Source organism: Keratinibaculum paraultunense, from assembly GCF_016767175.1.
GTDB classification, from domain to species: Bacteria; Bacillota; Clostridia; order Tissierellales; family Tepidimicrobiaceae; genus Keratinibaculum; species Keratinibaculum paraultunense.
In genome coordinates, this window is sequence record NZ_CP068564.1 from 1,464,561 (window position 1) to 1,479,544 (window position 14,984).

A 14,984-nucleotide genomic window follows, 5' to 3' on the forward strand; every position below is an offset into this window, starting at 1 on the left:
TGACTCCCCCTAATCCATATTACATATTACATCATATACACAGTCTCCATTACAATTGTAATTTTTATCATAATTTTTTATAGCATTATTCTTTTTAACAAAATCTATGAAATTTTTCACTTCCTCATAATTTTTAATCAATTCATGAGAATTAATATTTACATTCTCTAGTTCTCCTGTTTCCAATAACAGTATACTTGCTCTGTTTACTTTTATATTACTTATGTTTTGAAAAGCATAAGCATAAAGTTGTAATTGAGGTTTATAATATTCAATTAGCTCTTCCTTATTATCAACCCTATTAGTTTTAAAATCAAGTATTTCTGCTTTTCCATTTTTTATATTTATCCTGTCTATTATACCATGAATATAAGTATCCTCAATTTTTATATAAAAATCCTTTTCTCTATACACATAGTCGTAATCTTCTCTATAATATTTTAGATAATTTTTTATATAAGACATAAGTTGGTCTTCCAATTCTCTATTATATAGTAATCCATAAGAACTTACTATATCTTTTAAAAGTTGATCAATTTTCACACCAGTCCTATAATGTTCACAAAATTCGTGAACTATTGTACCTCTAGTAGAAGGATCAATAATTCTTCCTGTATAAGCTTCTTCTTTCGATGTGAAATATAGGGTTTCTACAGGAAATCTATTATAATGTTTTAGAAAAAATAATTTCTTACAGTATCTAAAATCTAAATACTGAGATACACTAAAACTGTTAAAAACTTTATAGGCATACCCAGGTATATCTACCAACAAAGGTACAACTTTAGTATTAGCACCAGAAAATTTTCGATTAAATATTTCTTGTTTTATTAGTTTTATCTTTGCTTTTTCTTCTTTAGCATTAGTATCCACACTATCTATATAAATTACTTTATCCTCATCTAAATGATCCTTTATAATCTTTTTAAATCCTCTTTCTTGTCCTTGATTTCCTATTATTAGTTTTTCTTTAGCTCTAGTCATAGCTACATATAGAATTCGTTTGTTTTCTTCCTCTTCTTTTTCTTTTAGCTCATTTCTTATAATATCATACAGAGGAGATTTATCACTATGCTTTATTCCAATACCTTTTTCCTTATTGAATAAAATAGATGGTTGATTATAATTAAATCCCCTAGCCATTTGAGGTATTATTACTACAGGAAACTGTAACCCTTTAGATTTATGTATAGTCATAATCTTGACTACATTAGCTTCCTCAGATTGAATTTTTCCTTGAGATTCATCTTTATGTCTTATATTCTCAATATAGTCTATAAAATCCTCTAAAGAGCTGAAATGTTTTATATCAAATTCTCTAGCTATATCTAAAAATTTATAAATATTTGATAAAGCTTGTTTTCCCCCTTTTTGTAGTAAAAGAGTTTCTAAAAAATAAGTACCATCCACTAACTCCTTTGTTATAGATTCAACTCCACATAAATCTTTTTTTGCAATCAATCTATTTAACAGTCTATTAGCTTCTATTAGTTTTCTTTTTTGTTCTTTATCTATATAAGGAATATCTTTAGTCATGGTATCTAGTAAGTTTTTTTCATTATGTCTTAACAACCAATATATAGTCTTATCAGAAATACCTATCATAGGACTTCTTAAAAAACCTATATAAGCTATTGTATCATAGCGATTGGATATAGCTTTTAGTCCATTTAACACATCTATTATTTCTTGACTTTCATAAAAACCCTTGCCTCCAACATTATAATAAGGTATTCCATATTCCCTTAATGCTTCTTCATATATATGATCTATGGTTGTAGCTCTAAACAATAAAGCAAAATCACCGTAATTAAATTCTCCGTTTTTTACCAGTTCCTTAATTCTACTAGCTATTAACCTGCTCTCCACATAGGCATTATATTGACTGGAATTTACATTGGGAAGAACATCTATATCTTTTTTTTCTAATATTTCCACATCAATATCATTATTTGATCTATGTTGTGACTCTAATGCATCATATTTGTCCCCCATAAGTTTTCCAAATAGAGAATTTAAAAAGTCCAATATAGTATCAAATGATCTAAAATTTTTATCTAATGTAATTGGTTTTTGATTGGATACCTTTTCTATATCTTCCATTACATCATAAAACACCTGCAAATCTGCTCCTCTAAATCCATATATGGACTGTTTAGGATCTCCTACTATGAATAAATTAGAACAATCTAATAAACTGTCTTTAGAACACAACTTATAAAATATATTTTTTTGTAACTCATTGGTATCTTGAAATTCATCTATCATTATGTATTTAAATCTATTTTGATATTTTTTCTTTATAGATTCATCTTCTAATAATCTTAAAGTTAAAATCTGTAAATCATCATAATCTAATGCAGCAAGTTCATCTTTTCTATTGGTATATTCTTCATCTATTTGTATTATCAAGTCCATCAAAGCATCATAAGTCCATCTATATTCTATTTCCCTAATCATAAGAGCATGATCTATTGCTCTCTTTAACTCATCTATTTTATCTTTTTCCTTAGAATTAGTTCCAATATTATCATACAAATACTCTAAAATGGGGATAAGTTCTTCTTCTGTATATGAATCTTCGTAAAATTTAATCCATATATGGTCATCTTTAAGCTTATATATCTTAGAATTCTTCCTTGATTTACTCATCAAATACAAGAATGTTTCCTTAATATAATAGATGTTATCTTTGTCTATCTTAAACTCATCTATAGTATCAAGGGTCATCTTTTTTACCTCTTGTAATGTATATCCAACAGTACGTATTTTATAATACAGGCTTTTTATATCATTTGCTATCCAATTTAAATCATCTCTGTCAAACAACCTAACTAAATTATATATTTTTTCATCTCTTTCAATTCCCTTTAATAATATATCCTGTATAACTTCTTCTAATAATTGATCTCCTTCGTCATCATCTAAAACCGTAAACATAGGATCTATTCCTAATTTTAGTGCATTCTCCCTGAGTATATTCCCACAAAAACTATGGATAGTGGATATATTAGCCTTTTCCATATCTCTATAAAATCTATTCCATTTTTCATTCTGAGGAATCCTATTTTTTATCTCCTTACGAATTCTTTCTTTCATCTCTTGAGTAGCTTTTTTAGTAAAAGTTATAGCAACTATAGATTCTATTTCTTTACCTTTTTCTAAATCCCCATTTTCTAAAATATAAATATATCTTTCAGTAAGTACTTTAGTCTTACCTGTTCCAGCTCCTGCATTTACAGATACATTTTTATCTATGGTTTTGATAGCTTTGTCTTGGGCATGAGTATTTTTCATCATTTCACCTTCTTTACTATAAAGTACCATATTTATATATTATAATAATGACCTTTAGTTTACAAGGTAAAACAATTATAAATAATGTTACATTCCATCAAAAAAACAAGCAGGTATTTCTACCTGTTCGCTTAATTACATTATACTTTTTTATTCAAATTCTTTTTATATTTATAACATCTCTAAAAGAGCATTTATCCTTGTATTCATTTGCCCCATATCCAATTCTGAATAATCGGTTTCTATATATAGATAAGGTTTATGCTTTTTTTCAGTGACAAATTTTTTAACGTTGTAAGCTTCTACATTAAAAGTATGACAAGCCTGAAGAACTACTTCTATTACCCCATCTATCTGATATTCATCTATCATTTCATCTAAAGCTTCAAATCTTCTTGGATTTGGTGTCATTACAGAGCAACTTACATTTAAATACTTTTCTGTTAAGGCATCTATAGGATCTATAGTTTCATCTACTAATGTCATCTTTTCTCTAACACCACTACAATTCTCAAAAGCTACTATATCAGCACCGGACTCTTCAATGGTTTTTAGTACTTTGTTTCTTACACCATTTACTGGACAGCCTGTAATAAGTATTCTTGGTCTATTAGATTTAGTACTTTTTAACTCTTTTTCATATTTCTCTTTTAATTCCTTTGTTCGTTTTGATATAAAATCACATTGAGATTTTCTATCAAATTGAAATCCTAAAGCCTCTATTGTTTCATTTATTTCACAACCAGATATAGGCGATGGATTTAATTTTCCTAATTCATAAAAATCCATTAGAATTTTTCTTTCTCTATTTCTCTCCTTTATCTCTTCTCTTAAAATATCTTCAGTAATTTCTACATTAAATGTTTTTTCTAATACTTCCTTGAGCCTTAATAATTCCTCTCTCCAGTATACAAAAGCATGATCCATATCTTGTCCTTGAGGTAAGTGCATAACATGAATGGGCTTTATCTCATTTAATAATTCATACATTTTTTTCTTCCCATCACAAGTTGTTTCTCCCACTAATAAATCTGCAAAATAAAAGTATGGACATTGTTCAGATATTGCAAATCCATAGCTAGATTTTATTAAAGGACAAAGATTTTTAGGTAAATGCCTTTCTGCATAATGTATTGGTTCATCTGATGTGCCACATAAACTAACAGCTACAGCTCCTGCAGCATGAATAAGCTCTATAGGTGTATATGTACAAAAAATTCCCACAACAGGAACTCCTTTTTCTTTTAAAGCTTTTACCTTCAAAAAACCTTCTCTTCTAGCTTCTTCATAGTTTTCAAAATTTTCCGGTAAAGTTACCATATTTACCACCTCCTTGAATCTATCTTATAATTATATAAGAATTATTAGGTAATAATCCAATAGAATGTCTTTATATAAAATTTTATTCTATAGATAGTATTTATATTGTTATTTTGAGCAAAAACAAATAAGTGATAAAATTTTACTTTTATCACTTATTTGCAGCCTTTTATTTAATTAATATTGTAATGTATTACACTTCCACCTCAAAAGACTCTTCATACCTACAAATATCTTTATATATACAAAAAGGTGAACATTCCATAGGATTTACTGAAAAATCTCCATTGTGAATTAAGTCTATATATTCCTTTATAGTCCCTTTGGTTGTATTTAATAATTCCTCTAATTCCTCTTTTGTTACTGCACCTTTATGATTTTTGCTAACTAGATGCTTTTCTTCTATATTACCAATTTTAAGTTGAAATTCTCCTTTGGAGATTATTCCATACATGGCTGCTACTATTTCTTTATCTTTTTGAGACATTATATATACTGGCAATTGAAGAGATAAACCTGAAATCATGTCATCTATATTTTTAATATTGTAATCAGTATTTTTATAGTCTATTATCACATATTTTTCTTCATCTACATATTTATCTATCCTATCTATTTTTCCAGTAAGGTATATTTCTTTACCTTCTTCATATATACTAAAACTCCTATTTCTCCCAAATTCCACTTCAAAATCCATAGGCAATATTTTCTTTTTATATCCAGATAACCTATCTATATCAGATTTTATAAATCTCAGTATTCTTTGGGCATTATTTTCCATTCTAAGTTGCCACAACTTTGTATTCTCTTGAATCCCCAAGCCTTTCATATTTTCCTTTATCCTGTTTAATATATATTCATAAGTTTCATCTACTAAAAATTCTTCTATTCCTAATACATGATTTTGTATCTCATGTTTATAGTAATAATAATATTCCTTTAATACTTGATGGCTAATTATACCTCTATCTATAGGAGTATAATCTATTAATATCCTATCCATCTCCTCTACATTTAATATATTGTTTAATAAAAATAAATAAGGACATCGCCCATAATTTTCTAAATAACTAATGGAATATACTTTATTTTTATGAATATTTTCTATATCCTTTATAATATTTATATCAGATATATTTCCACTAAATTCATTAAACTCTTTTTTATCTCTTTTTAACTCACATAATACCTTACTGTTAATTTTATCTAAGACTTCTTTATCCATATAATTGCACATGGATATAATTTCATTATTACATTCCTCTTCATAATAACTATAAAGTATATATCTTAATACGTCCTCATTTGTAGTTAATTGATTTGGATCAGTTTTAAGCAAATAATCCATATCCACATCTATCAATTTTATTTTTTCATGTTCAACTATCCTTAATATTTCATCTAAAAACATGGAAGGAATATCCTTTTCATCTCCTGTAGCATTTTCTGAATAGGATAAATACAAATTACCTTTACAATTAGCAACAGAAGTAGTAAACATTAAAGATTCCTTGTCTAATTTTTCGTAGTAATTTTTTATATCCAAACCTATTGATTTTAGTTCAGCATAATTATCTTCTTTGAAAAAGAAATTTTCATCTCGTAAGTTTGGATATTTCCCTTGAGATAAACCTACTATAAACAACAATTTAAACTCTTGTCCCCTTGCTGTTACTGGTGTTAATATATTAACTCCATTTTTATTCCCATAAATCCATGTTATGCTTTCTCCCTCTAAGTAATTCTCCATAAGTTGTATAAACTGTTCTAGTGAAATTTCATAGGAAACTATATGTATTAGGGATTTAAGTTTATCCAGCATTTTGTTTAATTTATCAAAAGCAGTAAAATCTCTAAGGAGAATATCATAATCCTCTGTCTTATTATATACGCTTAATATGTTTTCTCTTATAGCTAAATTGCCAATTAAAAAATCCACTATCTCTATATATTCCTCTAAATTTCCTTTACTAGGTATCAAGCTTTGTTCTTCTTCTATTTTAAAAATTATATCATCTATTGTAGAAGCATATTCGGAAGCCATCACTTGTTGACTATTTTTTATATCATCTAGGCTTTTAATTGGAGTTTTTCTTAATATATATTCTATGGCTTCTCTTTCTTCATCTTCACAGATTTTTAAATAATTAGATTTTATTCTATTGATTATATTATTTTTATCCTTTGGATTTTCTCTTAATTTCAATACATATAATACTTCCTTTATTAAAGGAATTTCAGTTAAATTTATATCTCTATTTAAAGTACAAGGGATTTTTTCTTCTTCAAATACTTTAAACATTATATTTTTATACTCCTCAGGATTTGCCAATACAATTCCCATATCCTTAAGATTAGTTCCTTTTACAAAATGTCTTTTTATTTCTTCTGCAACCTTTTTCATCTCTAGATAGCTATTAGCTGCTTTTATTACATTAACATACTCTTTGGATTGGATCTTTTTGTTTTTCATGCTAAACATAGTATTAACAAGCTCTTCATTAGGATAATAACTTGCTTTTGAAACCTTTTGTATTTTAAAATCCAATAATTTTAATTTATTTAATGTTTCCTCTAACGTTTGAAAGTTTTCGTCTCTATTAAAAGGCATATTTATGTATATAGAAATAGGCAATTTTAATATTTCCTTTAATAATTTCCACTCTTGAGGTCTAAAATCAAAAAACTCATCAATTATTATAAAATCTAATCCTTCAAAAAAACTGTTATCTTCCCTCAACAATACTATGCTTTTAAAAAAACTTTCCTCTCTATCGATTAATTTATATTCATCGAGGCATTTTTCATATATACTATAGACAAGCCCAATTTCCTCATAAAAAGGAGAATTAGGACATCTAGATAAGTATTCCTTTGGAGTAATTAAAGACCTTTTTGTTTCCCCTATTATTTGCGATAATATCTTAATAAATCCTTTCTTGTCCCATACAGATTTATAATATTTAAGTTTTCCTTCTTCTTTTAATCTTTTTAATATATGAAAAATAAGTGTTTCTTTTGTCTCTTCATCTATGTAGGCATAAAACTTTCTCTCTATCAATCTATCCACTATATCGTCAAATGTGAATAAGTTTATATCAAAAGTTTGTCCTACTTTTTCTATCATATAATTTCTATATTTAGTTAATAGATTCCCATTAGGCAATATATAATAAAACTTAGATCCCTTATTTTCTCTCAAATACTCTATTGACTTATTTAATAGTTCATCTTTTTTTGTATTATTATAAGGTCCTAAATATACAATTCTATCCATAGTATTCACCCCTATATATTATCAAAAGCTATTTTAGCAGCTCCAATCATACCAGAATCATTTAAATATTTAGCAGGTAAAATAGTAGTTCCTCTTGGATTATTACAGTTTTGTTTATAATACTTCACTACATCATTCCACCAATATTCTTTAGAATTTATAACTCCTCCACCTATTATTATAGCTTCTGGATCAAATATGTTTTTAATACTTATTAGATATGTACCTAAATCTTCTATATATCTTTTCACAGCTTTTTTAGCGTACTCATCTTCACTGAACTTTTTGAATATATCTTTTCCCTTAAGTTTTCTTCCTGTTATCTCATAATAGGTTTTTTCTAGGGCATTACCAGAAATATATTGTTCTACACAACCTTTTTGTCCACAATTACATTGCCTTCCATTTGGATACAATATTACATGACCTAATTCAGCTCCTTGATAATTTTTCCCATGCCAAATACCAGATTCCTGAGAGTATATACCTCCACCTACTCCTGTTCCTAAAGTTAACATTATAAAACTATGTAATCCCTTAGCTGCACCTAACCACGCCTCACATATAGCAGCTACATTCGCATCATTTTCTACAAATATAGGTACATCTTTAAATCTTTTTTCTAACTCTCCTCTTATATCAGTATAAGCCCAATCCTTTATATTACCTCCAATGGATAGAACTTTCCCTTCATTTACATCTATAAATCCAGGAGAACCTATACCAATAGCTTCCACTTTTTCTCCTTCTATTAACTCATCTATTACCTGAAATATCCTCTCTAATACCTTTTCTCTACCTTGTTGGGCTTGAGAATCTCTTATGCTCCGTTTCAATATATTACCCTTCTCATCAATAAGTCCTCCATATATACTGGTTCCGCCTAAATCTATGCCTATTGCCTTTCTCATCATATATTGCTCCCTTCTATTTGTTGTTAAATTTATCTATATTATCTAAAAATAATTTTGTCTCTTGATTTATAGATTCTACATCAACCCATTGTATGGTTTTATCAATAATATTATATTTTTCTTTGAGCTCCAAAATCCTATATAGTTTTTCATTTAATTCCTCTTCAGTTATATTTCCATTTTTTACTTCATCTTTAATCCTATGGATTACATTTATTACATTTTCTTCTCCACTACCTATTAGTAAAATATCTCCTCCAGCTTTTAAGTATTTTACAGCAGCATCTTCTAATGCATAATTTCTAGTTATAGCACCCATAGTCATATCATCAGAAATTATGACTCCATTAAAGGAAAGCTTTTTTCTAAGTAAATTAGTTATTATCTCCTTCGACAAAGAAGCCGGATAAATATCATCTATTTTAGGAAACATTATATGTCCTATCATAATCCCATCTGCTCCTACTTTTATTCCTTCTAAAAAAGGAACCAATTCTAGATCCTTTAATTCATTTAAATCCTTATCAACTACAGGTATATCCTTATGGGAATCAATAGAAGTATCTCCATGACCAGGAAAGTGCTTTATGATAGGTATAATATTCTCAGAACTTATTCCCTTCATCACTTGAATACCGTTATGAATAACTACATCTACATTGGAACCAAAAGACCTGTCCCCTATTACTAGATTTTTGAAATTAGAATTTATATCAAATACTGGTGCAAAGTTCATATTAAAGCCCAAGGATTTAATCCTTTTAGCTAATATTTTACCATATTGATAAGATATATCTTTATCATCTATATTCCCTATCTGTTTGGCTGAAGGCATATTTAAAAAAGGACTTGGGAGTCTTTTAACTCTTCCTCCTTCTTCATCTATGGAAAGAAACAATGGCACAGGATTTATTTTATTTTCTTCCTTCAAATCGTTCAATAATTTAATAGTTTGATCTACATTTAACATATTATGTCTAAATAGTATAAATCCCCCAATATGATAGTCCTCAATAATAGACATTAACCAATTATCCATGGAAGTACCATTAAATCCAACTATAAAAAGCTGACCTATCTTTTCATCTAAATCCATGTTTTCTATGGATTCTTGTATTGGATCTATAGTTTTTTCTTCTATAATATCTATTGTTTTTTTATCATTTTCAATTAATATTTCTTCTTCAGTCTTGTTATTAATATTAGAACAGCCGGATAAAAAAATCATTAAAATCAATATTGCAACTATATAAATATTATGTCTCATAAAAATTTATCCTTTCTGTTATTAGCCCAATTTATTAAGCAAAAATACTCAATCCTAACTCTTTAGATAAACCCTTTAATATTCCATAGCCTACTATAGAATTACCATATTTATCTAAAGAAGGACCATATACTCCTATACCATATTTGTTTGGCACTACTCCTAGTATTCCCCCTGCTACTCCAGATTTAGATGGTATACCTACTTCTACAGCATACTGACCACTAAAATCGTACATACCACAAGTTGTCATAATAGCTACTATTATATTAGCAATTCCCTCTGGATAATGTGTATCTCCATTAAGAGTTCTACATTTATTTGCAAAAAAGGTTCCTATTTTAGCTAAATGAATACAGTTAATCTCTATAGAACATTGTTTAAAATATACATCTAATACCTCTTCTACATCTCCTTCTATTAAACCTTTCTCCTTTAATAAATAAGCCATAGCTCTATTTCTATTACTTGTACTTTTTTCTGACATATATACTTCTTTGTTGTAGGATATATTTTCATCTCCAGTAATATCTCTAATTAAATTCAACAGCCTTGTAAATTTTTCATTTCCTTTCCCTTCTATTAGAGAAGTAGTAACTATGGCTCCTGCATTTATCATAGGATTTGAAGGTTTTCCTTCTTCATGCAATTCTAGTTTATAAAAAGAATTAAAAGGTTCATCAGTAGGCTCCATACCTACCCTTTGAAACACTTCATTCTTTCCCTTATCTAATATTGCCAACATCAAAGCTATTACTTTTGATATACTTTGAATAGTAAATTTTTTAATATATTCTCCACTACTATATACATTTCCTTTAATATCCATAATGCAAATTCCAATATCATCAGAATTTGCATTGGATAAAGCTGGTATATAGTCTGCAACTTTACCATATTTGGTTAAATATTTATTTTCTTCTATTAATTTATTTAATACATTCTCCATATAACAACCTCCTTCTAATACCATTTTCCTATACATAAAATTAAAAGCTTAAATATAAAATTATGATATAAATAATTCTTAAAAAACTCAAATATTCATCAGATAGTTCTACTTCTTTTAGTGAATATCAAAATCAATACCTCCAATAAACTCTCTTAATATAGAAGTAGGCGGAATCCTTTTTTCATCCTCAATATCTTTAAAATAACTTAAAAATCTCAATAATCTTTTAGCTTCAGAATAATATATACTGCTATTATCTATTTGTCTTAATAATGGAACAGCATGTTTTTTCAATACTGACAATTCATATACCAAAGCTGAATCAAACATAACATCTGCTTCTTCTTGATAAGGGAATATATTTTTTTCTTCTCCTTTGGTAACTCCTTCCCAAAGTTTAAAAGTTCTAAATACATCATTTCCCCTGTATAAATTATCTCTTACCATTCTTCTTATGAATCTAGTGTCAGTAGTGGATATTCTATTGTGAGCATCAATATTTAATTGAGTTAAAGCAGATATATATATTTTAAACTTATTTTTTTCTGGAATATATGTAGCTAATTTAGGATTTAATCCATGAATACCTTCTACTATTATTGGATGATCCTTATCTACTTTTATCCATATACCTGAACTTTCTGATTTTCCAGTAACAAAATTGAACTTAGGTAATTCTATCTCTTCTCCTTCTAATAGTTTTACCAAATCTTCATTAAATCGTTTTAAATCAATAGCTTCTAAGGCTTCATAATCAGGTTCTCCCTCTTCATTTAAAGGGGTAAGTTCTCTGTCCACAAAATAGTCATCTATAGAAATGGATATGGGTCTTTTACCATTGACTTTAAGATGAACAGCCAATCTCTGAGCAAATGTGGTCTTCCCTGAAGAAGAAGGTCCTGCTATTAAAATCATATTTATATCATCATCTTGACAGATCATATCAGCTATTTTAGCAATATTTTTTTCATGAAGAGCTTCTGATACTCTTATTACCTCATATATGCTTTCATCTTCTATCTTCTCATTTAAAGAGCCCACATAAGCTAAATCCAATATGTCTGCCCATTGTGTAGCTTCTTTAAATACCTTACTTAATTTCTTCTGTTCTTTAAATTCTGGTAATTTGTTTTGACTTTCCCTAGTTGGAAATAGTATTATAACCCCTGGATAATAGTATTTTAGATCAAATATCTTCACATAACTTGTAGACGGGGCAAGATAGCCGTGAAATCCATCTACATAATCCCCTATTCTATATATTTGAATCTTTTCCCTATCTAAAGTATTATATAATCTTATTTTATCTTCATGTCCATATTTTTCAAACAAAGCTATTCCTTCTTCAAAAGGCACTTTTTCCCTTATAATTGGTATATCTTCGTTTATAATTTCTTCCATTTTAGATTTTAACAGTTCTATTTCACTAAAAGTTATAGATTTTCCTTTCTCTAATTCTGCATAAAGACCTTTATCTAATGAATGCTCTATTTTTATTGTATAATTAGGAAATACTTCTTTACAAGCTAGTATAAATACAGCAGATATGGTTCTTTCATATATCCTATGTCCATCCTTTTCACATATATCCAAAAATTTTATATACATATCCTCTTCAACTTTTTCCCATAAATGATATACTTCATTATTTATTCTAGCTCCCAAATACTTTTTACAATCCTCACCATAAATTTGTTCAGATAATTCCTTCAATGTAATATTCTGTTGAGTATATACTTCCCCTATTCCTTCTACGTAAACCCTTATTTTTTCTTCCATGTTAATCCCCCTATTCTTATTTTATTTGAAATAGCTCTTTTTCAATTTTTTGAAATTTCCTATCAAGCTCCCCAATAAACTGTTTGTTATTTAAATAATCTAAAGGTTTATCTAAACCATGAAATACCACCTTATGGCTATGGAGAAATTGGCTTTCTAATCCATACCTTTGCTTAAAAAACTTATTAGTTGCTTTATGTCCATACTTGGTATCCCCTATAACTGGATGCCCTATAGAAGCTAAATGAGCTCTTATTTGATGAGTTCTTCCAGTAATAAGTTGTATCTCAAGTAAAGTATATTCCTCTGAATTAGTTATAGGCACTATCTTAGTAACAATTTTCTTAGAATTCCTCATAGGCTCTTTTGAAATCTTTACCTTATTTAATTCACTATCCTTTATTAAATATCCTTCTAATATTATTTCTTTATCTATTATACCTTTTACTACAGTCTTATAAAATCTATGAATTTTTTCATTTTTTATTCCTTCATTTATCATCTTTAAAGTTTCATAGTTCTTGGCACCTATAATTATACCACTAGTATTTCTATCTAGTCGATTGCATATAGCTGGAGTAAAAGTCTTTTCTATTCTTGGATTATATTCCCCTTTTACATATAAATAGTGAATTAAACTATCTACTATATTATCGCCATAATTTTTATTTGCTGAATGGGATAATATGCCTACTGGTTTGTTTATTAATATTATATTTTTATCTTCATATATTATATTTGGAATTAAAGAACTTTTTATTATCTCATCCTTTTCTACAAATTTATCAATAGTTTCATCAGCAAGATAAAGTTGAATAACATCTCCTTCTACTATAATAGTATCCGGATTAGCTTTTTTACCATTTAATTTAATATTTTTCTTTCTAAGCATTTTATATATAAAGCTTTGAGGTGCTTTAGAAAAATATTTTTTTAAAAATCTATCGAGCCTTTGCTCTGACTCATTTTTACCAATAATTAATTCTTTCAAAGTTTTATCACCTTTCTTATATTCTTATGTTATAATTATAATATAATATATTTTGAAGCTTTTTCAAAATCTTAATTTGGTGAATGCCATTTAAAGAGGTGAATTTTCATGAAAAATTTTTTTGAAAGCTTAAAAGACTTTCTATATGATAGTATAGATTATGTAATGATGATTTTAGTAGTTTTAGTAGTTGCTTTAATCCTAAATTGGAAATTAGGTGGATTGTTTACTAAAGATAATATGAATATACCTTCTTCTAAAAAGCAAAATGAAACTACTCAACAAGAATCTAGTTCAGCAAAAAATTCTAATGAACATAATCAGAAAAATAATGATAAAAATTTAGAGGAAACAAGCTCTAATGAAATTGTAAAAATCACTATACCTCCTGGATCTCTACCTTTAAAAATTGGGAGTATTCTGGAAAATAATGGTCTAGTTGAAGATAAAAATGTTTTTGTTCAAAAGGTTATTGATTTAAATTTAGAAACCAAATTAAAATATGGAGATTTTGAAATATCCAAAAATAGCTCTATAGAAGAAATATTAAATATTCTTACTAAATAAAAACTTCTTTCTCATTAATGAGAAAGAAGTTTTTATTTAGATTCATTCTTTAAAGTGCTAATATTTCTCATTTATATAGTCATCTATCAAGGATTTTTTTTTCTCCTCAATAAATACTCCTTCCTCCCTTAAAATTCTTAGTAACCAACGGCTTTTAGAATGAAATATAGCCTCTTTATAATCTAGTAATACTATTTCATACAACTTATCTCTTAAAAATTTTGATTCTACTTCTATAAAATAAGCTTCTACATTTTTAAATTCTAAATACTTCAATAATTGCAATGTAGCTTTATCTTTTTCGTGATAGTAACGATTACCCATGTTTTTATAGTAGGCATAATATTCGTCATGTTTTCCATCTTTTCTAATATCCTTAGCTAACATAGTATAATATTTTGCTAATACATTATAATATTGGTAATTATACATTCCCTTCTCAAAACTATCAATTTTATCAAAAGGTTTTATATTCATAGCTTGCACAAAATCAAAATTAGATTCTAAAAATTCTTTTTTTGAAATATCTCCGTTGCTATATTGAATAATAAGGGAGCTTCTATTCTCAAAAAACGTATCAAATATACCCTTACTTTTATAATACGCCAATTATAACACCC

The 14,984-nt window shown here is 27.5% G+C and carries 10 protein-coding genes; 1 reads left to right on the top strand and 9 read right to left on the bottom strand.

From position 1 onward, the window contains the following. Positions 1-9: 9 nt before the first annotated feature. The 8 genes from JL105_RS07240 to JL105_RS07275 form a co-directional block, all read right to left on the bottom strand. Positions 10-3,297: a UvrD-helicase domain-containing protein gene (locus JL105_RS07240; RefSeq protein WP_202690456.1), complete on the bottom strand. Its 3,288-nt coding sequence runs from the start codon at positions 3,295-3,297 to the stop codon at positions 10-12. Positions 3,298-3,468: 171 nt separating this feature from the next. Continuing rightward, a complete protein-coding gene (locus JL105_RS07245; RefSeq protein ID WP_132026947.1) occupies positions 3,469-4,617 on the bottom strand; it encodes a double-cubane-cluster-containing anaerobic reductase in 1,149 nt (382 codons plus the stop codon). A gap of 193 nt (positions 4,618-4,810) precedes the next feature. Beyond that, the gene (locus JL105_RS07250) at positions 4,811-7,894 is read right to left on the bottom strand and encodes a PD-(D/E)XK nuclease family protein (RefSeq protein ID WP_132026949.1); all 3,084 of its coding nucleotides are present in this window, start codon (positions 7,892-7,894) and stop codon (positions 4,811-4,813) included. Between the two features lie 11 nt (positions 7,895-7,905). Then, a complete protein-coding gene (locus tag JL105_RS07255) occupies positions 7,906-8,808 on the bottom strand; it encodes an ROK family protein (RefSeq protein WP_237722259.1) in 903 nt (300 codons plus the stop codon). A gap of 13 nt (positions 8,809-8,821) precedes the next feature. Next, entirely contained in the window at positions 8,822-10,075 is a 1,254-nt protein-coding gene (gene nagZ, locus JL105_RS07260) for a beta-N-acetylhexosaminidase (RefSeq protein WP_132026953.1), read from the bottom strand. Between the two features lie 34 nt (positions 10,076-10,109). Then, positions 10,110-11,024 (bottom strand): glutaminase A, encoded by a 915-nt coding sequence (gene glsA, locus JL105_RS07265; RefSeq protein WP_132026955.1) that lies wholly within the window; start codon positions 11,022-11,024, stop codon positions 10,110-10,112. A 117-nt stretch (positions 11,025-11,141) separates the two neighbouring features. Next, positions 11,142-12,806, bottom strand: coding sequence for a nucleoside kinase (locus JL105_RS07270; RefSeq protein WP_132026957.1), 1,665 nt, complete (start codon positions 12,804-12,806; stop codon positions 11,142-11,144). Between the two features lie 16 nt (positions 12,807-12,822). Continuing rightward, on the bottom strand, positions 12,823-13,797 hold the full coding sequence (locus JL105_RS07275) for an RluA family pseudouridine synthase (RefSeq protein WP_132026959.1): 975 nt from the start codon (positions 13,795-13,797) through the stop codon (positions 12,823-12,825). A 108-nt stretch (positions 13,798-13,905) separates the two neighbouring features. Between JL105_RS07275 and JL105_RS07280 the strand changes: the two genes are divergently transcribed. Further along, on the top strand, positions 13,906-14,364 hold the full coding sequence (locus JL105_RS07280) for an MltG/YceG/YrrL family protein (RefSeq protein WP_132026961.1): 459 nt from the start codon (positions 13,906-13,908) through the stop codon (positions 14,362-14,364). A 57-nt stretch (positions 14,365-14,421) separates the two neighbouring features. On the opposite strand, the gene JL105_RS07285 is transcribed toward JL105_RS07280, so the two are convergent. Next, entirely contained in the window at positions 14,422-14,973 is a 552-nt protein-coding gene (locus JL105_RS07285) for a DUF6648 family protein (protein ID WP_132026963.1), read from the bottom strand. Between the last annotated feature and the right edge of the window lie 11 nt (positions 14,974-14,984).